At 64.6% G+C, this 22,032-nt stretch carries 17 protein-coding genes and 2 pseudogenes; 5 read left to right on the top strand and 14 right to left on the bottom strand.

The window, feature by feature from the left end; genetic code table 11:
- Window positions 1-1,574: 1,574 nt before the first annotated feature.
- A complete protein-coding gene (locus ACWDUD_RS25670; RefSeq protein WP_450111142.1) occupies window positions 1,575-1,943 on the bottom strand; it encodes a VOC family protein in 369 nt (122 codons plus the stop codon).
- 170 nt (window positions 1,944-2,113) lie between these two features.
- Here ACWDUD_RS25670 and ACWDUD_RS25675 point away from each other — a divergent pair, with 170 nt between their 5' ends.
- Window positions 2,114-2,992 carry a LysR family transcriptional regulator gene (locus ACWDUD_RS25675; protein ID WP_450111143.1) on the top strand — a complete coding sequence of 293 codons (879 nt, stop codon included), beginning with the start codon at window positions 2,114-2,116 and terminating at the stop codon, window positions 2,990-2,992.
- Between the two features lie 271 nt (window positions 2,993-3,263).
- Window positions 3,264-3,752: an allene oxide cyclase barrel-like domain-containing protein gene (locus tag ACWDUD_RS25680; protein ID WP_450111144.1), complete on the top strand. Its 489-nt coding sequence runs from the start codon at window positions 3,264-3,266 to the stop codon at window positions 3,750-3,752.
- A 564-nt stretch (window positions 3,753-4,316) separates the two neighbouring features.
- Here ACWDUD_RS25680 and ACWDUD_RS25685 read toward each other — a convergent pair.
- The 6 genes and pseudogenes from ACWDUD_RS25685 to ACWDUD_RS25710 form a co-directional block, all read right to left on the bottom strand.
- A pseudogene (locus tag ACWDUD_RS25685) lies at window positions 4,317-4,659 on the bottom strand (metal-sensitive transcriptional regulator).
- Between the two features lie 198 nt (window positions 4,660-4,857).
- Entirely contained in the window at window positions 4,858-5,373 is a 516-nt protein-coding gene (locus ACWDUD_RS25690; protein ID WP_450111145.1) for a carboxymuconolactone decarboxylase family protein, read from the bottom strand.
- Window positions 5,374-5,502: 129 nt separating this feature from the next.
- Window positions 5,503-5,712, bottom strand: coding sequence for a heavy-metal-associated domain-containing protein (locus ACWDUD_RS25695; protein WP_450111146.1), 210 nt, complete (start codon window positions 5,710-5,712; stop codon window positions 5,503-5,505).
- 192 nt (window positions 5,713-5,904) lie between these two features.
- The gene (locus ACWDUD_RS25700; protein ID WP_450111147.1) at window positions 5,905-8,256 is read right to left on the bottom strand and encodes a heavy metal translocating P-type ATPase; all 2,352 of its coding nucleotides are present in this window, start codon (window positions 8,254-8,256) and stop codon (window positions 5,905-5,907) included.
- A gap of 69 nt (window positions 8,257-8,325) precedes the next feature.
- Window positions 8,326-9,087 (bottom strand): hypothetical protein, encoded by a 762-nt coding sequence (locus ACWDUD_RS25705; RefSeq protein ID WP_450111148.1) that lies wholly within the window; start codon window positions 9,085-9,087, stop codon window positions 8,326-8,328.
- A 365-nt stretch (window positions 9,088-9,452) separates the two neighbouring features.
- Window positions 9,453-9,665, bottom strand: a complete 213-nt coding sequence (locus tag ACWDUD_RS25710) for a heavy-metal-associated domain-containing protein (RefSeq protein WP_450111149.1) — start codon at window positions 9,663-9,665, stop codon at window positions 9,453-9,455.
- Between the two features lie 473 nt (window positions 9,666-10,138).
- On the opposite strand from ACWDUD_RS25710, the gene ACWDUD_RS25715 reads away from it, so the two are divergent.
- Window positions 10,139-10,621 carry a helix-turn-helix domain-containing protein gene (locus ACWDUD_RS25715; protein ID WP_450111150.1) on the top strand — a complete coding sequence of 161 codons (483 nt, stop codon included), beginning with the start codon at window positions 10,139-10,141 and terminating at the stop codon, window positions 10,619-10,621.
- An 86-nt stretch (window positions 10,622-10,707) separates the two neighbouring features.
- On the opposite strand, the gene ACWDUD_RS25720 is transcribed toward ACWDUD_RS25715, so the two are convergent.
- The 5 genes and pseudogenes from ACWDUD_RS25720 to ACWDUD_RS25740 form a co-directional block, all read right to left on the bottom strand.
- A complete protein-coding gene (locus ACWDUD_RS25720; protein ID WP_420749833.1) occupies window positions 10,708-11,307 on the bottom strand; it encodes a ClpP family protease in 600 nt (199 codons plus the stop codon).
- Window positions 11,304-12,071: a ClpP family protease gene (locus ACWDUD_RS25725; RefSeq protein ID WP_450111151.1), complete on the bottom strand. Its 768-nt coding sequence runs from the start codon at window positions 12,069-12,071 to the stop codon at window positions 11,304-11,306. The genes ACWDUD_RS25720 and ACWDUD_RS25725 overlap by 4 nt, the downstream gene beginning before the upstream one ends.
- 214 nt (window positions 12,072-12,285) lie before the next feature.
- On the bottom strand, window positions 12,286-13,389 hold the full coding sequence (locus ACWDUD_RS25730; protein WP_450111152.1) for a quinone-dependent dihydroorotate dehydrogenase: 1,104 nt from the start codon (window positions 13,387-13,389) through the stop codon (window positions 12,286-12,288).
- Window positions 13,390-13,842: 453 nt separating this feature from the next.
- Window positions 13,843-15,466: pseudogene (locus ACWDUD_RS25735) on the bottom strand (long-chain fatty acid--CoA ligase).
- A 281-nt stretch (window positions 15,467-15,747) separates the two neighbouring features.
- Entirely contained in the window at window positions 15,748-16,236 is a 489-nt protein-coding gene (locus tag ACWDUD_RS25740; protein ID WP_450111153.1) for a TetR/AcrR family transcriptional regulator, read from the bottom strand.
- A 632-nt stretch (window positions 16,237-16,868) separates the two neighbouring features.
- Here ACWDUD_RS25740 and ACWDUD_RS25745 point away from each other — a divergent pair.
- Window positions 16,869-18,317: an amidase gene (locus ACWDUD_RS25745; RefSeq protein WP_450111154.1), complete on the top strand. Its 1,449-nt coding sequence runs from the start codon at window positions 16,869-16,871 to the stop codon at window positions 18,315-18,317.
- A 132-nt stretch (window positions 18,318-18,449) separates the two neighbouring features.
- Here the strand turns inward: ACWDUD_RS25745 and ACWDUD_RS25750 are convergent, their stop codons facing one another.
- Window positions 18,450-19,058, bottom strand: coding sequence for a LysE family translocator (locus tag ACWDUD_RS25750; protein ID WP_450111155.1), 609 nt, complete (start codon window positions 19,056-19,058; stop codon window positions 18,450-18,452).
- A 99-nt stretch (window positions 19,059-19,157) separates the two neighbouring features.
- Here ACWDUD_RS25750 and ACWDUD_RS25755 point away from each other — a divergent pair, with 99 nt between their 5' ends.
- Window positions 19,158-20,525 carry an aminotransferase-like domain-containing protein gene (locus ACWDUD_RS25755; RefSeq protein WP_450111156.1) on the top strand — a complete coding sequence of 456 codons (1,368 nt, stop codon included), beginning with the start codon at window positions 19,158-19,160 and terminating at the stop codon, window positions 20,523-20,525.
- Between the two features lie 168 nt (window positions 20,526-20,693).
- Here ACWDUD_RS25755 and ACWDUD_RS25760 read toward each other — a convergent pair whose 3' ends face one another.
- Window positions 20,694-21,938, bottom strand: coding sequence for a PucR family transcriptional regulator (locus ACWDUD_RS25760; protein ID WP_450111157.1), 1,245 nt, complete (start codon window positions 21,936-21,938; stop codon window positions 20,694-20,696).
- Window positions 21,939-22,032 lie beyond the last annotated feature (94 nt).

Here is a 22,032-nt window from a genome sequence, read left to right on the forward strand (position 1 = left end):
CACCAGCATCGAAGGAGACCCGCCCTCATCGGCGGAGCCACACGGGTGAGCACTTTCGGTGAGCAGGACTGAGCAGGATCAATGAGCGCCATCACAGGTGCACGAAGCTTCTTGTGGCACAGTTAATTTCGTTAGGTAACGACTGAACCGGAGGTCCTCCCGGCGCACCAGTGAACTTCTCCGGGTGAGCTTGACACCAGCCTAATTGTCCCAAATGGGGTCGGTTCCGGTGCAGTCGCGTCCACTGAAACCGGCTGCCGCCCGCTTGGGATGGTCCGGCGGCTGTCGTTGTCGCGATGCTGACGCGAAATGCATTCGCCCGGCCATCCCGGCAGCGTTCTTGCCCACGATGTAGTCGAGGCGGTATGCGCCCTCACCCCACAGCTGTGGCAGGTGGTCAGCCACCACTGCGTCCGCGCCGTGAACGGCTCCACACACTCGAACGCCCAAGTCATCATGCAGCTGTAGCCAGTCCCGACCAAGGACGACTCCGGCGCTCTCTGATGGAAACCTTGGGCGAGTTGCATCGGCAGATCGAGAGCATCAGGACTCGGTTCCCCTCGCTCGACACTGGTGATCGGCAGCCGGCACCGGACTGCTTCGGTGTCGACCGGGCAACGGCAGAGCAGTCCAACAAGTTCTCTTGTGCGGAGGCGTGGCCTTCTACGAGCTGAAGCCACTTGCATACTCGACGGTTGTTCCTTCGAACCGGTACACAAGATGACTGACAATGTCGGTGTCAGGTTGGCGGTCGACAAGGTGGAGGCCGGCGTCAGTCCACCGGTCGCCGCGCCCAGCCAGTATGTCGGCCCACTGTTGCTGGGCGCACCGTTCAACAGTCCGATACGAGTCGTCGCAGTGCGCCGAAACTGTGACAGTTACCGTCTCGATCTGATTGAGCATGCGGATAAGGTAGCTGCCCCGCTGCTCCGCATTCCCGTGAGGGCTACCGATACCCGGATGTCCACTGATGCCAACGCGCACTGTTCATCACCGGCGTTGCCGTAGTCGCTCTCGCATTGTGGGGATACATCGGCCTCACACGCAATTCGGATCCGGCGGAGTAGTCACCACCGGTATCCTCTGTGGCCGAACCTACTCCGTAACTATTCGGCCATGGCATCCGTCCCTCCTCAATCTGCAGGCATGCCACGGCATCGATCGTGGTGCGTGACGAGGGGAAAAGACCTGACGGTGTCCTGTTCGACGATCGAGCTCCATTCGTTCGTGAGGATCGTCGAAGTGGATCTGACACAATCACCGAAGATCTTCACGACCGGAACACTGAGGCTCGCAACAGCAGCCGGCCTGGTGAGGTCGGGGGCCTGAAGGTAGGTCTCGGCCCGGCGACTTTCAAATCGGCCGACCTCGACCGAACGGTGAGACGCACGGCCACCGAACGCGGCGCCGTCCCGCTTGGTCCCCGATCGTCAGGACGACGGAGAGCCACAAGCCAGCATCATGCTGACGCAATACGTCTGCAAGGACTCACCTCCTGGGTATGTCTCCCGGGAGTACACATTCGGTGCAAGGCGTTGTTTCCTGTGGTGGTGCACCGCCACCGCAATCCATGTTCAGTGATCGACCGGCGCTACCCGCAGTCGGTTGCCATCCAGGTCCGCGGCTGTAAAGGTCATTCCGAATACACCCTCGGACGGTTCCTCCAGTATCTCGACGCCTTTGTCCACCCATTCGTCGTAGATCTCGAGGATCTTCGGGCTTCCCCCTTCGACCAGGAGCCCAACCTCGAAGGTTGGACCAGTGGAAGTATCGGCCGTCCGACCCCTTCTCCCCCAGAGTGCGAGAACGACGCCGCCGCCCAGATCAAAGATCGCGTAGCGGCTGCTGAGCATTTCGGCTTGCATGCCGAACAGTTCGCCGTAGAACGTTGCCGCCGAGGCGGCATCGCTGACGTAAACCAAGAACTGATTGGGGAGACGCATGAGTTGCCCTTTCGCTCGGGGAATATGACCGCCGCGTGTGCACGTACTGGAAGAACCAACGGGGTTGAATTGCAATCAGTTTCGTTCGACAGCAAGTCGATGACCACCCTAGGCCCGACCCCAGTGATACGTCCAAGAGCTGGTTCGTCTGGAAGCTAGAATGAATAGTTATGGAACTGCGCCAACTGCGGTACTTTCTGGCTGTCGTCGACGAGGCGAATTTCAGCCGAGCAGCGGATCGACTGCACGTCACGCAACCAGGTGTCAGCGCCCAGATTCGCCAACTGGAACGCGAACTGGGGCACGCCCTTCTGGACCGATCGGGGCGGAGCGTGACCTTGACCCAGGTCGGTACCGCAGTACTGCCCTACGCGCGCGCCGCAGTCGCGGCCGCATCGGCGACGCGCGATGCGGCAGATGCGGTCGCAGGCCTGGTCCGTGGGCACGTCGGTATCGGCTCGGTGCCCTCAGCGGCGCTCGACCTCATCGCGCTGCTATCGGACTTTCACGTCCGCTACCCGGACATCGAGATAACCCTGACGGAACAGGGGTCGGAATCCCTCCTCAGGGAGGTCCGCACCGGACGACTGGACCTGGCTTTCGTCGGCCTGGGCGGCGGCTCGCCGCCGGGTGTCGCTTGTCGCATCGTCCGGGAGGAGTCGCTCGTTGCCCTTGTAGCCTGCACCGATCCACTATCCGACAAGCCCACTGCCGGCCTTCACGAGCTTGCCGGACGCCCACTGATCACGCTGCCCCGCGGCACGGGTGTCCGTTCGGCTCTCGATGCGAGCCTCGCCGAGGCCGCCCTGCGAGCTCACGTAGCGTTCGAAGTCAGCGATCCGCAGGTGGCGGCGCGACTCGCACATCGGGGGTTCGGAACTGCAATTCTGCCTGTATCCGAGATCGCGGAGGACGATGGCCAAGGGCGTGTCCGTGCGGTCCCGATCACCCCGGGAGTGTCCGCCCGCCTCGCTCTGGTAACTCGAGCGCACGGACCGCTGAGCCCCGCCGCGAACGCCCTATGCGCGCTGGTCACCATACGAGTCTGATGGCGATCGCGACGGGCTTCATGCGGCCGAGCAACCCGGACCTGAGACTCTCAGCCGGCGCGCCGCATGCCCGGATCCCGAGGGCCTCTCCGATCTACATGGACTCGAAGCCTGAGAGGGCGACAATCCCTGCCGAGCGGAAACCGACAGCGTTCCGGCTCCCGGAACACTCTTGTGGAGTGCACGCCATCGGCACGAAACAATTCCGGCGCACCCGAAACAGGAAGTGCTTTTCCTGAGCTCCAACGGAATCGAGGAATCGATGGATCGGATGGCTTCTATTGCTCTGGGCGCGGCTACCCTGGCGGGGGTCACCGTGCTCTTTTCGGCCTGCTCGAATGAACCCGCCGGTACCTCCGAGTCCGTAACAGTCGCGGCCCCCGACTCCGAGGTCCAGACGGAATCAATCAACTTGAAAGTCGCAAACGACCAGTATGCAGGCCCGGCGGCGGAGCCCAAGCTGGGTGACATGTACGTGTACTCGTACGACCTTGTCGATGAGAACGGAAGAAGGGCCGGCGACGGTGGTGGGCATTGCCAGACCGTCGACATCGCCGGCACCACGATCACGCAGCAATGCGTGATCTCCAACCGGCTTGCTGGTGGCCAGATCACGGCGGCCGCGCTGTGGGAGCGTGGCAAGGATCTTGATATGACCATCACCGGAGGGACCGGAGCCTACGCCGGTGTCCGTGGCGAGTTACGTGCGACCGAAATCGGCTCACCGAACGAGATGTACCGTTTCACCATCCGCCGATAGTGCGCAGGAACCGATGTCCCGTGCATTGCAAGATGACTCGACGAGCCATCGGATCGCTTGCTCTCACGAGGCGGGCACTGTGTTGTAGAAGGTCTCCGGAAGGGCGTCCCATTCCCCGAGGGTGAGAGCAAGTCTGAAGATCGCTGCGCCTTCGCTCGTCAGTGCAGATGAGCATCGTGTCCAGTCGTCAGAAGAACGGGTTTCCGCGAACGTCGATGTCGCCCGTAGCGACCGAATCGACAGGCGCCGCAGAATCCCCATGGGACGTGTACGGTGCGTCGACGCGTGCGACGGCGGGAGTCGCACTGTGGGCCGCGGCAGGGATGGCTTCGTCGGGGCCGCCTCGACGAATCTCGAACGACGCGCGCGGCCGGTTCCCGATGTGATCCTAGTCTGCTTCGCCAGCGACCGAACGTTTGCGAGGGCTCCGGCGCGTTCCTGCATTTCGCTCGCCACACTGGTCCTCTCACGATGAGATTGCCGCCCACGATGTCCTGCCTCCAGGCATCGTCGACGCCCGGACTATCGCGACCTCGGCCAGCGAGTGCCGAGCTGCCATCCTGGTCAGGAACGGACGAGTCGAGCGATCGCGTCCGTTGCCTCTTTGATCTTCGCCTCTGCTTCCGGACCACCGGCGACAACAGCATCGACGACACAGTGACCGAGGTGGTCTTCGAGTAGCCCGATCGCCACGGCCTGCAAAGCTTTCGTCATGGCGGAGACCTGGGTGAGGATGTCGATGCAGTACTTTTCATCCTCGACCATCTTCTGCAATCCGCGGGCTTGTCCCTCGATCCCCTTGAGCCGCTTGAGGTATTAGTCCTTGGAATTGATGTAACCATGCCCGATATGTTCATGGCATTCGGCTGGAGTAGGGGCCGCGCCAATAGGGGTGGCCAGTGGCCATGGTGTCCTCCTGATAGCCGGTGTCCTTACGAGCATCCCTTGCCATACGGGCCGGGGGGATAAGTCGATCGGGGATGGTGTGGCCGCGCCAGTCGGGACCCGACCATCGCCAGAGCACACCCCACCGCACAGCGAGCTACTGTTCGGGTTGCGGGATGTCGGGTGAGTCGTGCCAGCGTCGTTGTCATGGTGGACATGTTCATCCTAATTGCAGACCGGCGACGAGATTGAAAGCGCCAGTGAGGATGTTGAGGGCGACGATACCCACGACGTCGACGATCTCGCGGTCACTGAAGTGGTGGTTGTGCAGGGTGGTGATCTGGTCGTCGGTGATCGAGGTCGGTTCACGGTAGATCTGCAGTGCGAGTGCGATGATTGCCGCGGCCGCAGGATCGGCGGAGGTGCCGGCGCGGGCGCGTTCGATCTCCTTGCCGCCGACGCCCACAGCGCGGGCCGCCGCGATGTGCGAGTCGAGACACAGTCGGCATCCCACTTGGGTCTGGATCGCGATCGAGATGCGCTCACTGGTCCTGCGATCGAGTTTGGCCCGATTCATTGCTCGACTCAGCTGCAGGTAGCCGCCCAGAACAGCTGGCGAGTGCGCCATGGTGGAGACCATGGCGCCGACCTGACCGTACCGAGCGACGAGGTCGCCCAGCAGATCACGAGAGGCACCGACCGCGGTATCGGGTGTGAGTTGGGGAAGACGAGACATAGGAATCCTTCGCGCCGGCAGAGCGCTTCTGGGTGCGGATGGGTGAGAATGGAGCGCTGCGGGTCGCCGGTCGCCGAGGTGACCGGCGGGCCGCAGCAGGGAGTACGCGTGCAGGACCGGAAGCGAGCGTCAGCGGGCGAGCTGGTAGCCGGCCCGTTCGATCGCCTGCGTGACGGTGTTGTCGTCGATCGGATCGTTGCTCGTCACGGCGATGCCACCGGTGGCGAGGTCGACGTGGACGTCGGTAACGCCCGGTATCTGCTCGACCTGCCCGGTGACTTTTCGGGCGCAGCCGCCGCAGCTCATTCCGGAGACGTGGTAGGTGTTCGTGGTGGACATGATGTTCCCTTCCTTTCGAGTTGTGCCCCGGGCGTTCTCGCCCGGGGCGGTTCGTCCGCCGAGGCCGGACAACGCACCTGGCACGTACCGGATGCTGTCGGTGCCGGCCGGGCAGATCTTGTGGATGCTGCGTCGTGGTCGGCCGGCCCCAATGGTTGGCGGTCGACCGCTCGGCCGCGAGTGTCGGTCAGCTCAGGCGTTGACCGGCTCTCGCCGGACCTGTGCACCGGCGCTGGCGTGGGCAGGGGTTTGGGCCGCCTTGAAGTTGCGCAACCGCAGACTGTTGGAAACGACGAACACCGAGGAGAACGCCATCGCAGCCCCGGCCAACATCGGATTGAGCAGTCCGGCCGCCGCCAACGGCAGCGCGCCGACGTTGTAGGCGAAGGCCCAGAACAGGTTGCCCTTGATGGTGCCCAATGTGCGGCGCGAGAGCCGGATCGCGTCAGCGGCTGCCCGTAGATCGCCACGCACGAGGGTGATGTCGGAGGCTTCGATCGCTACGTCGGTGCCGGTGCCCATGGACAGACCGAGGTCCGCCTGAGCCAGGGCGGCAGCATCGTTGACACCGTCGCCGACCATGGCTACCTTCTTGCCCTCCTGCTGGAATCGAGTGACCACCGCAACCTTGTCGGCAGGCATCACTTCGGCGATCACGTTCTGCGCGTCGATTCCGACCGCTGCGGCGACCGCGTGCGCCACGGCGGTGTTGTCGCCGGTAAGCAGTACCGGGGTCAACCCCAGGTCCTTCAACTGCCCGATGGCGTCTGCGGAGGTCGGTTTGATTGCGTCGGCTACCACCAGGACACCGCGGGCCTTGCCGTCCCAGCCGACCGCTACCGCGGTCTGACCCTTTTCTGCGGCGGCCGTCATTGCGGACTCCAGTTTCGGGGACAGGTGCTGAGACCAGTCGGCGAGCAGACGGGAGCGGCCGACGAGCACGGCGCGGCTGTGCTCGCCGTCTGCGACGATGCCCTGCACGCCGAGTCCTTCGATGTTGGCGAAATCCTCGACCGCCGGCAGCGTGCCAACCCGCGCTGTGGCACCCTGGGCGATCGCTTGGGCGATCGGGTGCTCCGAGGCATTTTCGAGAGCGCCGGCAAGTCGGAGGAGTTCCTGCTCGTTCTCGCCGTCGGCGACGATCGTGTCGAGGAGCGTCATCTGCCCGCTGGTGACCGTGCCGGTCTTGTCGAGCACCACGGTGTCGATACGCCGAGTGGTCTCGAGCACTTCCGGTCCCTTGATCAGGATGCCGAGTTGCGCGCCGCGACCGGTGCCGACCATCAGCGCGGTCGGAGTGGCCAGGCCCAGGGCACACGGGCAGGCGATGATCAGCACCGCGACAGCGGCGGTGAATGCTGCGGTAATGGAGCCACCGGCGCCGGCCCAGAACCCGAATGTCGCGACGGCCAGGGCGATCACGATCGGGACGAAGATGCCCGAGATTGTATCGGCGAGCCGCTGTGCCTGGGCCTTGCCGTTCTGCGCGTCTTCGACCATTCGCGCCATCTGTGCCAGCTGGGTGTCGGCACCGACGCGGGTAGCTTCGACCACCAAGCGTCCGCCCGCATTGACGGTGGCGCCGACCACGGCGTCGCCTGGGACCACCTCGGCGGGGACGGATTCGCCGGTGACCATCGAGGCGTCGACGGCGGACGATCCCTCGACGATCCTGCCGTCGGTGGCGATCTTCTCTCCGGGGCGGACGATGAAACGATCGCCGACGGCCAGCCGGTCGATGCTGATCCGTTCCTCGCGTCCGTTATGCAGAACCGAGACCTCCTTGGCTCCGAGCTCGAGCAGCGCGCGGAGTGCGGCCCCGGCACGGCGTTTGGAGCGGGCCTCGAAATAGCGGCCGAGCAGGATGAACGTGACGACACCCGCACCGACCTCGAGGTAGATGTTGCCGGCACCGTTCCCGCGAGCGATCGTGAACTCGAATGGGTGTGTCATCCCGGGTTCTCCGGCGGTACCGAAAAACAGTGCGTAGAGCGACCACAGCAGGGCGGCACCGGTGCCCATCGAGATCAGGGTGTCCATCGTGGCGGTGCTGTGCCGAAGATTCGTCCATGCTGCCTTGTGGAACGGGTAACCGGCCCACACGATCACCGGTGCCGCCAGGGTGAGTGAGAGCCACTGCCAGTAGGTGAACTGCAGGGCGGGGATCATCGCCATTGCGATCACCGGGACGCTGAGCACCGCGGAGACGATCACCCGGGTACGCAGTGCACGAACCGGGCCGTCCTCGTCCCGAACGCCAGCTGGTGCACCGCTCGCTGTATCGGTGGAGTTCGGCGGTTGCGGCAGCTGCACGGTGTAACCGGCCTGCTCCACCGCCTCGACGAGAACGGATCGATCGATGCCGTCGACATAGGTGACCTTCGCTTTTTCGGTGGCATAGTTGACCGTCGCGGTCACACCATCGAGTTTGTTGAGTTTGCGCTCGATGCGGTTCGCGCATGAGGCACAGGTCATTCCGCCGATGGCGAGCTCGACCTGGCGGTCACCGCCGGACGACGGTGTGACGTCGTTGAGCGCAGTCATGGACTGTTCTGCCTTTCGTGCTTTTCTGGTGAGCGCCGACTGGGCGCGCTGCCCCGGGATCGGAGGGGATCAGTTGTGAGAGTGATCGCCGTGGGCCCCGGAGTTGGCTTCGTCTGTGGTTGCAGCTGAGTTGGATTCGCTTGCTGCGGCGAGGACGGTGAACGCCGCGGTCCGGACGACACCGTCGTGTTTGAAGTCCAGGAACAGCCGGTAGGCACCGGCGGACGGGGCGGTGGCGTGGAAGGCGATCTCCGGTCCCGCTGCGGTGGTGCCGTCGCCCGGTTCTCCTTCGGGATGCACGTGCAGATAGGCCATGTCACCGGCGCGCAACGCCACCAGGTGTCCGTAGGCAGCCAGATAGGGCTCGAGATCGGTGATCGGTTCGCCGCCACGGGCGACCGTCAGGATCAGTTCACCGGACTCGCCGGCAGTAAGCCCGCTGCGTAATGTCACCGTGTAGTCGTCGACCGTAGCTGTGGCGTCGGCTGGTGGTAACGGCTGCGGCTGGTATTCGCCGACAACGAACACGTCGCTGCCGAGCGTCATGGTGTCTTGCCCGACCGGACGGAAATCGGCCAGCAGTCGCCAGGCTCCCGGAGTGAGGTCGAGGTCGATACTCCACGTGCCGGAGTCGTCCATCCCTGGGTGCAGGTGGTTGAAGCGGTTCAGATCGCGGCTCACGGCGAAGAAGTGCAGGTCCGTGTCGTGGGTGGGTTGGAAGTTGGTGAGCGGCAGCCCGTCGGGGTCGAGAATGTGGAAGGTCAACGTCGTGCGACCCTGCGCGAGGATGGTCTCGTCCGCCACGAAGGTGTATCCGTCCTGCGAAACCATCAAGCCACCAGGCAGGTCGCCACCTGCCTTGCTGACGTGCCCAGTCTCCGTACGACTAGACGGGGGCTGGTTGGTGGAGTTTGTCATGATCCCACCCTCTGTGAGGTGTGTGTTCGTGTCTGCGTGCCCGAGGGGTCCGACGGCGTTGCCGACACCGAACGAAATGCCGAGTACCGCGGCCAGTGCGGCAACGAACCCGCCGAGCTTGATCGGAGTCCGCATGGTCTGATCTCCTTGCTTACGAATGAATCAGTCGGTGATCCGACCGCGGCGCGTGCGTTCGTCCAGCCCGTTCCCGGGTAGGTGGGTGAGACCGAACGCGCCTACCCGGCCGGCCCGGTACAGCGCGGGTCGCATTCGCGCTCTCATCGAGCCCGCACAGCCGAGTAACCGGCATCTTCCACGGCTGCGAGGACCTGCGCGTCGTCGATCTCGCCGGAGCCGGTAACGACGAGAGTGCCTGTCTTCGCGCTGACCTGGATGTCCTCGATGCCGGGAATCTCACCGACTTCTTCACGGACCGACATCTCGCAGTGGGTGCAGGTCATGCCCATCACCCGGTACTCGTTCGTGGTCATGGTTCTCCCCCTTCTCTATACCCCTATGGGGTATCTTTGACAACGAGGACACTATACCCCCTAGGGGTATGCCGCAAGAGCGCTCAGGCACGGAAATGAGTGGGGCGCCAACGGACTCGGACACATGAGGACGGCCCGCATTGACCACCGGCTCGGGCAGGAACCGCTGATACCGCCTTCGCAGGGGCATGTCTGCACTGGCGAGACCCATCTGACCTGCTCGAAATCTGCTGTGGTGATCAAGTTCGGCGAGCTATTCGAGCACCTCGGCACGCTCCGCAGCATTGCGTTCGACATAACTGGACCGCGACCGGCAACGAACCAGCGGTTTTCGAGGACAGACGATCACCGGTTTCAACCCAGACGAACTCATCGCATGGGCCACGCAACGAAATTCACACCAGGACACCGCGCGGAGGGATTCGGTCTCCTAGCACCACTTGCCACTGCCCGTGAGCGAGTAGCCTGCAGTCATGGTCGTCGTGTATGTGCAGAGTCTCTTCCACCGAGACGCCGAGGTCCGACTCGCAGAAACAGTGCCTGTGCCGGCCGAGGGTACGGACTTGACCGTTGTGCCGCATGCAGTCTTGTCGCTCCCCGAGACCTCGTCGGTCCCGGAAACGGATGGGGGATTGAACGAACCGGCGCCCGACGCAAGGGGGGGTCCGAACAGGTTGTGGCGTGAAGTGGTCGGCGAGCAGATCCGGCAACTTCGCACCGATCGTGCCGAGCGCTTGGCAGACGTTGCCGAGCGGGCCGGGGTGTCACCCCAGTATCTCTCAGAAGTCGAGCGCGGGGTCAAAGACCCTTCGTCGGAAGTGCTCGACGCTGTCGCCGGGGCTTTGGGGACAAGCGTCGAGGGACTTGCCTGTCGGGCATATCGGCTCGTCCCCGCGCCACAGTCAAACTCGGAAAGAGAATTCCGATTGTCAGCGCCGGTGCGCCTGGCGGCCTGAACACTCCGTACCGCCGAGCGCTTACCGGATTCGCAGTGCGTCACCGACGTGAGTCGGTCGGCGGCGCACTGCGATCGGTGCCTCGGTCAATGTGTCGAGCGATTGGCGACGACGGTGTCGACGATGCCGTAGTCGATCGCCGCGTCGGGTGTGAGAACCAACTGTCGTTCGATGTCGCGTCGTACCTGATCGGCGTTGCGGCCGGTACGGTCGGCGAGGATCTGTTCCTGCAACCTGCGCACGCGTTCGATCTCTTCGGCCTCGATCACGAGATCCGGAATGGCCGCGCGACCGCCCTCGGTCATGGGCGGATGCAACACGACCCGGCCATGGCGCAGTATCGCCCGTCGGCCGGGGGTGCCGCCGGCCAACAACAGCGCCGCGCTGCCGACCGCCTCGCCCACGCAGGTGGTTTCGATCGGTGCGCGCACGAACTGCATTGCGTCGTACACGGCCAGGACCGACGCGATGGCCCCTCCGGGCGAGTTGATGTACAGGGAGATCGGACGATCCGGGCTGTCGCTCTCCAGATGGAGCAATTGCGCGATGATTGCGTTCGCGACGCCTTGATCGACGGCGGTGCCCAGATAGACGATCCGTTCGGCCAGCAACCGACTGTAGATGTCCACGGTGCGTTCGCCGCTCGAGGTCGAGAGCGTGACATAGGGGATCGTGTAGGTGCTCACTTCGCCACCCCCAGGCCGAAGGTCCGCGGGAGCCGACGGGGGATCAGGTCGTCGAGTGAGGTTGCGATCCGGTCGATGAAACCGTATTCGAGTGCCTCCTCCGCGGTGAACCACCGGTCGCGTAACGAGTCCTCCGTGATCTGGTCAACGGACCGGCCGGTGTCCTCTGCGATGCAGGCGAGAACTGTGTCCCGGGTGTGGCGGATATCGTCGGCCTGGATCGCCACGTCCGGGGCCGAGCCACCCACCCCACCGGAACCCTGATGCAGCAGCACTTTCCCGTGTGAGAGAGACACTCGCTTGCCGCGGGTTCCGGAGGACAGGAGGAATTGGCCGGCGCTGTACGCCATGCCCAGGTTCACGGTAGTGACGTCATTGGGCACGGCACGCATGCAATCGCGAATGGCCAGCATCCCGGGGACGGAACCCCCCGGGGAGTTGATTACCAGGGCGATGTCCGACTCCGGGTCCTCGGCGGCCAACACGAGTAGGGCGGTGCAGATGCGGTTGGTATTGGCCTGTTCGAGCGCATCACCGAGCAGGATCATCCGCTGTGCGAACAGTCGCTGGTTCAGATCGCGGTCCAACACCGCAGTGGGATCGATCGTGTTTTCTGACATGCCATCACCATTCAGCGCCACGAGACGGTCGGCAATGCCGCGCTGCTGTGAGCGGATCCGCCCTCGGCGAAACCCCAATGCGGTGATCGCGCAATCTGTGAAGACTTCAGGGCCACGAGGCGGCAACGCCCGCGGGTCGTGCACTGGAGAGCCGGTGGGTCGATCACTGTGACTCGGATCGACTCTTCGCATGGTTCGCAGACGTACCCGATGAATCCATCCGGGATTCGTTCACGTCCTGTGTCCGGACTGAGCCCGGTGTGCCCTACGCAATGCCGTGACCTCCGGTCAAGCGGGCCATCGTTGCAGATCGCCAACGCGGTCACGTCACCGACAGTCTTCGGTGCGGTCGAGCAGGTCACTGCGACGTGCCGCGCCACGTGCAGATCTCTACCGGAGGTGTCCCAGCCCCCACTGCCTCTGTGATCGAGATGTAGCCACCCTCGCGGACTTTGCGGGCCAGTCCATGGTGGATACGCTTCATCCAAAACGGTCCGCCGTAGATGAACCCTGTGAACGCTTGGATCAGAGACGCTCCGGCGAGGATACGTTCCCATGCCTGGTCGACGGTCTCGATCCCACCGACGGAGACGAGGGTTAGCTGGTCACCGACGCGGGCGCGCAAGCGGCGCAACACTTCGAGGGAACGGTCCGCGATGGGTGCGCCGGAGATGCCACCCGCGCCCAGCGCTGCAGCCTGGTCCGCGGGGGTCACCAAACCAGTCCGAGAGGTTGTCGAGTTCGTGGCGACGATACCCGCCAGGCCGAGTTCGACGGCGAGATCAGCGACGGCATCGACGTCGTCATCCGATAAGTCGGGAGAGATCTTTACCAGCACCGGAACGTCCACACAGCCAAGGACAGCCGTGAGAATTGGCCGGAGCGACTCCACCGCCTGCAGGTCACGTAGTCCGGGAGTGTTCGGTGAGCTGACATTGACGACGAGGAAATCCGCTACCTCCCCGAGCAGGCGTGCGCTTGTAGCGTAGTCGGTGGCTGCACCCTCTGGTGGCACGACTCCTGTCTTACCGATGTTCGCGCCGATCGGCAGCGATGTGTGGCGGCAGCGAAGCTCGGATGCGACATGCTCGGCACCGTAGTTGTTGAAGCCCATCCGGTTGAGCAGAGCACGATCCGCGGACAGGCGAAACACTCGCGGTTTCGGGTTACCGGCCTGAGCCTGCGCGGTGACGGTTCCGATCTCGGCGTATCCGAATCCCATCGCGCCCCAGGCATTCACACCAGTGGCGCTCTTGTCGAATCCGGCCGCCAGGCCGAGTGGGGCGGGGAAGTCGATGCCGAAGGCACGCGTTCGTAGGACCGGGTCGGAAGTGCCGAGAACGCGTGCCACCAACGACCGCAACGGGCGCCATGCCGTCACTACACACATCACTCGAAACGCAAGGTGGTGTACCCGTTCCGGAGACAGCAGAAACATCAAGCGCAGAAGCAGTTTGTACACGAGTGTTGCCTCCTGACAGGCGAGGTTCATCAAGATCCGATCGCCTCACGGCTGAGGCGACAACAAGTTCACCGAAGTAGCACCGCAGGCCAGGCCGTGAGCGGTCCGGTGTTGGGACGAGTAGTCTGCGGCAGTCGACGCTGCCACTGATGTTCAATCTTGTTCCGCAGGACACGATCTGGTGAGTCGCACATTCCGGTCGGCACGTGCCCGGGTGGTTTCGTTGTCGAAGTCGAGAAGGAGGGTTCGTCGGCTGGGAATCGGCATTCCGGGTCGACCTGCCGGTCTCACTCGTCACTGATCGGACGGAGCACGCGCGAAAACGCGTGCGATGGGAATCGAGCTCGATCCCTCGGGACGAGAAAGCGATGTACGAAACGCGTTGCACAATTGCCACCGACCGACGCGGCCGACCAGGCGGTCGGCCGCATCGACGGGTGTTCGGGTGACCGATCAGAGCCGACTGACAGTAAGGCCGCCTTCGTGGTAATCCGCGCGCAACCGCTTCTTGTCGAACTTGCCCACGCTGGTCTTGGGCACCTCTTCGACCACCGCCCAGTTCTCGGGCAGTTGCCACTTGGCGACCTTGTCTACCAGGTACTGCTGCAGGTCGGCCACGGTGGCTGCGCTCTCTTCCCGCAGTACCACAGCCACCAGCGGGCGTTCATCCCACTTCGCGTCCGGAATACCGATGACGGCCGCCTCGACCACCGCAGGGTGAGCCATGACCGCGTTCTCCAACTCGACCGAAGAGATCCATTCGCCGCCGGACTTGATCATGTCCTTGGTGCGGTCGGACAGGTTCAGATAGCCGTCCGCAGTAATGGACCCCACGTCGCCGGTACACAGCCATCCGTCGTCGAATTTGTCCGTGGCGTCGTCCCCGAGGTAGGACGAGGTGATCCAGGGGCCGCGTACCTGTAGCTCACCAACGGCCACTCCGTCATGCGGAAGGACTCTGCCTTGATCGTCGACCAGCCGCGCCTGCACGGAGGCCGGGAAGCGCCCCTGACTGTAGCGGTACGGCCACTGCTCCCCCCGGCTGATTCCAGCCGGGGGCCGCGCCACCGAGCCCAGGGGGGATGTTTCGGTCATACCCCATGCGTGCAGAACCGACACACGATGATCGTCTTCGAAAGCGTGCAGCAACGCCGGGGGGGACGGCAGCGCCACCGATGAGCACTTCCCGCATCATCGAGATGTCCTGCGGGTGCTGTTCAAGGTACTGATGCAGACCCTGCCAGATGGTGGGAACGGCGGCAGCGAACGTGGGCTGCTCTGCGGCAATCAACTCCGCCAGTGGCGCCGGCTGCAGAAATCGATCCGGCATGACCAACGAGGTCCCGATCATGAACGCTGCATACGGCAGTCCCCAGGCGAGGACATGGAACTGGGGCACGATTACCAATGCACGGTCGCCTTGCCGCAGATTCGCCGCGTCGCTCATGCATACCTGCATCGAGTGAAGCCAGATCGAGCGATGCGAGTACGCCACCCCCTTCGGGTCACCGGTCGTTCCGGAGGTATAGCACATTGCAGCCGCCGTACGCTCGTCCTGCTGCGGCCAGCGGAAATCGGTTGGCTGTCCGACCAGCAGATCCTCATAGGAGTGGACACGAATTTCGTCGGGTGTCACGAAGTCGGGAGGAATCTCGCCGGTAACGATGACATGCTCGACGGTCTTCAATCGTGGAAGCAGCGGACTCAAAAGGGAAAGAAGTGTCCCGTCTACAAGGATCACCCGGTCCTCGGCGTGGTTGATGATATGCACAAGTTGTTGGGGGAACAGACGAATGTTGAGCGGGTGCAGGACCGCTCCCATCGCTGGTACCGCCAGGTACGCTTCCAGGTGCTCGGCGTTGTTCCACATGAACGTCGCTACACGCTGGTCGCTGTCGATGCCGAGTCCGCGGAGCGCGTGTGCAAGGGCGGCACACCGTGTGCCCACCTCCGCGTAAGTGCGCCGGCGGGGACCGGCTTCGGTCCATGTCACTACTTCTGCGTTGGCGTGCACCGTACTGCCGTAGGTGAGCAGTTGGGAAATCGACAGCGGCAGATCGCTCATCGTACTCAGCATGATGTGTTCCTGACCTCGGAGGTGGTGAAGGGGCAGAGAGCCCCGCAGAGGGTAGCGGCGGTGGCGTCATGCTTGGGTGCTCGCCTATCACGTGCGGGGCAATAGCGTTCAGGAATTGGTCTGTCCGCCACCGCCCTGTACCGCCTGCCCATCGAAACGATGCAAGCCCATTCGTATTGACTGTGGCCGTCTTTCGATTCGACACGCACAAGGATCGGTGCGCCGAGACAAACGATCGGCTGCGTCGCACTCTGCGAACAGCGCCGCCGTCACGGACCCTATCATTGCATGAGCCGTTCGATGATTCGTTGCGGCTCTACAGATTCGGGGGGAAGACGTCGAAGCAGCGCGTCGAGCAGTATTCCGTCGAGCGCGGAGACCAGCTGGGCGGCGTCGACGAGCGTCGCCCCGCGCTCTCGCAGAACAGCAACGAGGAGATCCCGGCCGTGAACCAGTTCCGCGGCGAGCTCTGCGTCGTGGAACGAGGCGACGATGAGTTCGTAGCGGGCCCGGGTGCGCCCCGCCTCCGCATCGAGCCACCGCGCGAACTGCTGGTCCAGGGATTCACCGGCGGCCGGTAGGTCTCCCTCGAGTAGGTGACGAACCATCGCCAGAACCAATCCACGCTGGTTCGTAAAGTGGTGCCGCGCAGTGCCGTGCGGGACACCCGCCTCGTCTTCCACTCCACGCATCGACCATCCGCGGAACCCGACCCTGCCGAGCAGCTCCAACCCCGCGTCGAGCAGGACCCCTCTCGTGGACTTCTCCATGTGGAGAGTTTATCGTAGGGCAACCCTCTCCATGTGGAGAACTACTTCGGATCGGAGCGTCCCGATGGTGATCCTGTTCGACATCCTTCTCATACTCTGCGTGACCTTGACGCTGTGGTTCAGCGGTTACGTCCTCCACCGCTCCGTACTCGAAGAAACACCCCGACGGTGAGGCGCGGTCTCCGATCCGGCGCTCACCCCGAATACTGGAGAACCACCGTACGCGAACGGAAATAGGGCCCGGTTCACATCCGGATACGTTCCGAGAGAAGGCGGACCGCAGAGCTCCGTCTCGCCTGCCGTCCGCAGACGCGGCGACAGACCGAACGGTCGTCGCCACACCGAAACTGCGGAACTGGGAATCACAGCTGCATCCGGGTTATCGACCGGCCCCGCCGCGCGAGGCGCTGTCCCGAGCCCGACGGGACCTCGATCGGCGGGCCGGCGCTCACGTTCTACGCGCTCCTCCCCCACCGGCGAACCACACGTTCGATCGAGACGAGCAGCCGAGTCCGATGGGGTGTACCGCATGCCGGAACGCCGCGCTGGTGGCCGGTCCGCTCCGGCGGCAATCCTGAATCGCTCATCCAGCCCCGTCACCGCCGTGGGCCAGGCTCTTACTGGAGGTTTCCATGACCGATCCGGCCTTCCGCTCCGCAGGCGAGCTCGCCGCCGCCATCGCAGCGAAGGAGGTGTCGAGCGTCGAACTGCTCGACCACTACCTTGCCCGAGTGGACCGACTCAATCCGGAGGTGAACGCTATCGTCGCCCGGGACGAGGAGGGTGCCAGGGCTGCGGCAGCGGCGGCCGACCGCGCGGTCTCCCGCGCTGAGCCGCTCGGCCGCCTGCACGGCGTACCGGTGACGATCAAGGACAGTCTCGAGGTTGCGGGCATGCGAACCACCGGGGGTTCGGCCCGGTGGGGACACCATGTCTCGACGCGTGACGCCGAGTCGGTCGCGCGGCTCAGGAACGCGGGAGCGATCGTCTTCGGCAAGTCCAATCTTCCGGCTGATGCCCGGGATTGGCAGACCTACAACGAGATCTACGGGACCACGAACAACCCGTGGGACCCGACCCGCGTGCCGGGCGGTTCGTCCGGCGGGTCCGCGGCAGCTGTCGCCGCAGGGCTGACCGGCCTCGAACTCGGCGGCGACACCGCCGGTTCGATCCGGGTGCCTGCTCATTTCTGCGGTGTCTACGGGCTACGCCCGTCGTACGGGACCGTGCCGAGATACGGGAGTGTCTCGGGCCATGCGCCCGGGACGCTGGCGGAGTTCGACATGGCGGTACTCGGTCCACTCGGCAGGCATGCCGACGATCTTGACCTCGGTCTGGATGTCCTTGCAGGAGCGGAACACGACCGAGCCCCGGGATGGCGCCTGGAATTGCCTCCTGCCAGGTCGAACACGCTGCGGGGATTCCGGGTCGCGGCATGGCTCGACGATCCCTTCTGCCCGGTCGACGGCGAGCTGGTCACGATCCTGCAGGCGGCAGTCGACGCGATACGGTCCGAAGGCGCCGCCGTGGTCGCGAGGACGGGTCCGGTCGGGCTCGAAGAAACGATGGCTCTCTATCAGCCGTTGCTGATGGCGCAGAGTGGGTTGATCGAACCGGACGAGTCGTATTCCGAACTTGTGGGACTCGCCGCGAAGGACGGACCTGCCCGCGGATCCGCGTCGGACCTGACGATCCGTTTCCGCGACTGGCACATGCTCGACGAGCGCCGCCAGCATTCCCGCCGCCGTTGGGCCGAGTTCTTCCGTGACGTCGACGTGCTCCTGTGTCCGGTCAGCCCCACAGCCGCGTTCCCACACGACCATCGGCCCGATCCGGGTTGGTCGGTCCGGACCCTGAGCGTCAACGGCACGGACCGGCCGTATCGCGACATGCTCACGTGGATGGCACCTTCGGCGCTCAACCATCTGCCCGCGGCGGTGGCGCCCGTCGGGACGACCCGAGACGGGCTTCCGGTCGGCATCCAGGTGATCGCACCGTACTTGCACGACCGGACCGCTGTGCGGTTCGTGCAGTGCCTTGCGGAGGTGATCGGCGGGTTCCGCCGCCCGCCGGGATTCTGAGTGCGCGGGTTGCCGACTCGCGAAAGGTTGCCCGAGAATCCCAGTGGGACAGCGATATCGATCTCTCCGGCGCCTCTGGCCCACCAGGGCTGTTTCGGCAGCCCCGGTGGGCCTGGACGAACCGCCGCCGGTTCACGCGAGCTCGGCGGTCAGTAATGGATACAGCGAAACCGCGAGAAGTGCAGCCATGATGATGTTGAACATACGGAGGTATCGGGGGCGGGTGAGCCAGGCACTCAGGGTCGTGCCGAAGGCTGCCCACACGGCGACACTGGGCCCGTTGACCGCGGCGTAGAGCACAGCGAGGAGCACGATCACGCCCGCCCCGGCGCCGGCGGGGGTGTAGTTCGTGATCGCTCCGATCGCCATCACCCACGCCTTCGGATTCACCCACTGGAACGCCGCTGCAGCCAGGAAACTCATGGGCCGCCGCGTCGTTGCGTCGGTCTGTGTGCCGGCGGCCGTGGCGATACGCCACGCCAACCACAGCAGATACGCAGCACCCACGACTCGCAACACCGTGTAGGTGTGAGGGAAGGTCGTGAACACCTGTCCTAGGCCGAGACCCACAGCGAACACCATCACCCCGAAGCCGACGCTGATGCCCAGCATGTGCGGGATCGAACGGACGAACCCGTAGTTGATCCCCGAAGCCAGCAGCATCACGTTGTTCGGCCCCGGCGTGATCGACGTGACGAACGCGTACAGCAGCAGCGGCAGCAGCAACAACTCCGCGCTCATCGCCGGAACCTGTCCGTGGCAAAACACTTCATCATGCCGAAAGTGTGACACTATTAGCGGTGATGGGCTTAGTGTCATGTGACACTTTAGGAGGTGCGTATGCGTGAGCAGTCGCCCTGGACTCCCCGGTTGTCCGGGATCCCGGGCACGGTGCACGAGCGGCTCGTGTCCGCATTGACCGAGGACATCGACCGCGGAGTGGTCGGGGTAGGCGCACGGTTACCCGCGCACCGCGACCTCGCGGGCCGTCTCGGCATCGGCATCGGCACCGTGACCAAGGCATACTCCGAACTGGAGCGTCGGGGGCTGGTGCGCGGGGTCCACGGACGCGGAACATTCGTTGCCGGGATCCAACGACAGTCGCGGGACATCGTCGACCTGTCCGTCAACGTGCCGCCACCGTTGCTGGGCGACAGACTGCTCGCCGATACGCTCACCGCCCTGGCCGGGACCCTCGACGCGGAAGCGTTCGCCCGATATCCGGACCCAGCCGGAAGTCTGCACCACCGGGCCGCGATCACGGCCTGGCTGCACGATCAAGGCCTCGACACACCACCGGAGCGAGTGCTGCTCACCCACGGCGCCCAGCACGCTGTCTCGGTCGCACTCACCGCCGCGGCCGGTCCAAGCGGTGTGATACTCACCGAAACCAGCACCTATCCCGGTGCGATCGCCGCCGCGCGACAGGCCGGTCAGACGCTCGTGCCGGTAGCGATGGACGCGCACGGCATGCTTCCCGATGCTCTTCACTTTGCCCTCACGCAGATAGGACCCGAGCATCGCCGCACGGTGTATGTCACTCCGACCCTGCACAATCCGACCGGGTCCACCATGGATGCGCGACGCCGCCGGAAGATCGTCGAGGTCTGCCGGGCGCACGACGTCACGATCATCGAAGACGATGTCTACTCGCTGTTCCGTCCCAGGAACATCTCGCCGATCGCCCAGCTCGCCCCGGAACGGACCTTTTATGTCAACGGCTTCTCAAAGAGCCTCACCCCGGGTCTACGCATCGGTGTCCTCGTCGCTCCGGAAGCAAGCAGCTCCGATGCCGCCGACATCCTTCAGGTCACCTCGCTCGCACTCAGCCCGCTGATGTGCGAGGTCGCACGCCGCTGGATCACCGACGGCACCGCCCGACACATCGGTCTCGCCCTGCGTGCCGAAGCCGAAGAACGGCTCGACCTCGCCGTGACCATCCTGGACCGCCACATAGCCCGCGTCCCACACAGTGGATTCCACCTCTGGCTTCCCCTGCCGCGCGCCACCGCAGAGGAGGTCACCCTCCGCGCCGCCCACGCAGGCATCATCGTCACTCCACCCGCTGCCACCACGGTCGACCCCGAGGCCGAGCACGCAGGCGTCCGGCTCTGCCTCGGCGGACCGCCGGTACCGCAGCTCACCGGTGCCCTCCACGCGCTGAAGCACGTCCTCGACCGGCCCGGGTTCGACAGGACACGAACATAGCGCCGGTACCGACGGATCCGGCCCGGACGGAACCGGACAGTGGGTCAAGTCCCGACCGGAATGCGATTGACACCGCGAACTCCCGTGTCCCGGGTCTATTCGACGAATATGTCTTGTCGCCGACCACGTCGCGGGCCGGCGCGGCAAGCCCCCTGTCCACCGCGGATCCTATCGCCCGTCCGGTCCCGGTTCGGCCAGAGTCTGAACCGTGAGCGCAGCCGCCACCAACTGCCTGCCCTCAGCCGTCGCGAGGTTCACCCCACACAAGGCCGAAATCCGCCCGATGCGGTAGTCGACGGTGTTCGGGTGTATGTGGCGCGCACGCGCAGTCGCCCGTCGATCGAAACCGGAGTCGACAAAATCACCGAGTGTGGCCATAAGTTCCGGATTGTCGATGATCGGAGCCAGAGTCGACGCCAGACGGCGGTGGGCGAGACTGGGCCGTGACAGCTGGTACTCGAGCATCAGATCCGAAAGCTGATACAACCCCGGCGCTCGGCGTGTCCGGCGGGCGATTCGGACGAGTTCTTCGGCGACCGCGAGTGCCTCGTGCACCTGATGCACGGGCGCGAGCTCCGCGCCAGCCACGACCGGCCCTCCCCACGCGTTCGACAGTTCCTCACCGAGCACGGCCAAATCGACGGGTTCGTCCGCGCCGGTGTCGTCCCACGGTACGAGAGCGGTCCCGCCCGCCTCGCCGAGCACGGCGATCGTGGATCCGGACCCGATCCCGTCGACTACGCGCTCGAGCCGGTGGACCCGCCGGCGCGTCGATACTGCCTCGCTCGCGTCATCGTCGGCCGGCGGACTGCCCGTGATACTGAGAACCAGATACTTTGCAGCGAGCCCTATTCCGGCCCGTCTGGCTGCGGCTTCGACATCCGTCCCCGAGATCATCGCCTGGAAGAGCGCGAATCTGGCGTCCTGTTCGTGCATGGACATCCGGGCGCGCTCGTTCGCATAGCCGGTCGCGACCACGCCGAGAACGGTGTCGAGTTGGGTGAACAGCAGCCCAGTCGCGACCGACAGGTCCTCCAGGTCCGCCGGACCGGCCGACCGCGCCATCCGCTGCCACACCTCGCCGAACCCGCGGACGTAGGCGGCGATGATGGACTCGAGGGTGGCGCCGTCGTCGGCACGCCGAGCCGCCGATGCTGCGAGCGTGTCGAGATCCGGGTCGGCCGGGGTATGTTCGCCGGTCGCCATGACGCGGGCGATCAGGCGCAGATTCAGCTCGACGATCCACTCGATATCGGGAACCGAGGAGCCGGACCGACGAGTGCGGTGCACAGGATTGGTCTCTGCGAACGCTGCGATCACGGTCCGGCGCAGTTCCCGGTCGCCGAGTATCACCTCCGCCGCCGGACGCCCACCTACCTGGGGCGGAACGAAGACCGTCGTTTTGTGTTCCATCACAAAATCCTGGAATGGAGATCCGGCTTCTGTCCACTACATCTCCCTGATCGGGCACTGCACCCTTGGTATGAGCACCGAAAACGGTGCTTCA

Source organism: Rhodococcus sp. NPDC003382 (assembly GCF_053589135.1).

Excerpts from the sequence above, each read along its gene's own strand:
- ACWDUD_RS25670 (WP_450111142.1), bottom strand. The coding sequence starts at position 1,943 with ATGCGTCTCCCCAATCAGTTCTTGGTTTACGTCAGCGATGCCGCCTCG.
- ACWDUD_RS25755 (WP_450111156.1), top strand. The coding sequence starts at position 19,158 with ATGCGTGAGCAGTCGCCCTGGACTCCCCGGTTGTCCGGGATCCCGGGC.
- ACWDUD_RS25715 (WP_450111150.1), top strand. The coding sequence starts at position 10,139 with ATGGTCGTCGTGTATGTGCAGAGTCTCTTCCACCGAGACGCCGAGGTC.
- ACWDUD_RS25760 (WP_450111157.1), bottom strand. The coding sequence starts at position 21,938 with ATGGAACACAAAACGACGGTCTTCGTTCCGCCCCAGGTAGGTGGGCGT.
- ACWDUD_RS25705 (WP_450111148.1), bottom strand. The coding sequence starts at position 9,087 with ATGGTTTCGCAGGACGGATACACCTTCGTGGCGGACGAGACCATCCTC.
- ACWDUD_RS25740 (WP_450111153.1), bottom strand. The coding sequence starts at position 16,236 with ATGGAGAAGTCCACGAGAGGGGTCCTGCTCGACGCGGGGTTGGAGCTG.
- ACWDUD_RS25710 (WP_450111149.1), bottom strand. The coding sequence starts at position 9,665 with ATGACCACGAACGAGTACCGGGTGATGGGCATGACCTGCACCCACTGC.
- ACWDUD_RS25680 (WP_450111144.1), top strand. The coding sequence starts at position 3,264 with ATGGCTTCTATTGCTCTGGGCGCGGCTACCCTGGCGGGGGTCACCGTG.
- ACWDUD_RS25750 (WP_450111155.1), bottom strand. The coding sequence starts at position 19,058 with ATGAGCGCGGAGTTGTTGCTGCTGCCGCTGCTGCTGTACGCGTTCGTC.
- ACWDUD_RS25675 (WP_450111143.1), top strand. The coding sequence starts at position 2,114 with ATGGAACTGCGCCAACTGCGGTACTTTCTGGCTGTCGTCGACGAGGCG.
- ACWDUD_RS25700 (WP_450111147.1), bottom strand. The coding sequence starts at position 8,256 with ATGACTGCGCTCAACGACGTCACACCGTCGTCCGGCGGTGACCGCCAG.
- ACWDUD_RS25745 (WP_450111154.1), top strand. The coding sequence starts at position 16,869 with ATGACCGATCCGGCCTTCCGCTCCGCAGGCGAGCTCGCCGCCGCCATC.
- ACWDUD_RS25690 (WP_450111145.1), bottom strand. The coding sequence starts at position 5,373 with ATGTCTCGTCTTCCCCAACTCACACCCGATACCGCGGTCGGTGCCTCT.
- ACWDUD_RS25695 (WP_450111146.1), bottom strand. The coding sequence starts at position 5,712 with ATGTCCACCACGAACACCTACCACGTCTCCGGAATGAGCTGCGGCGGC.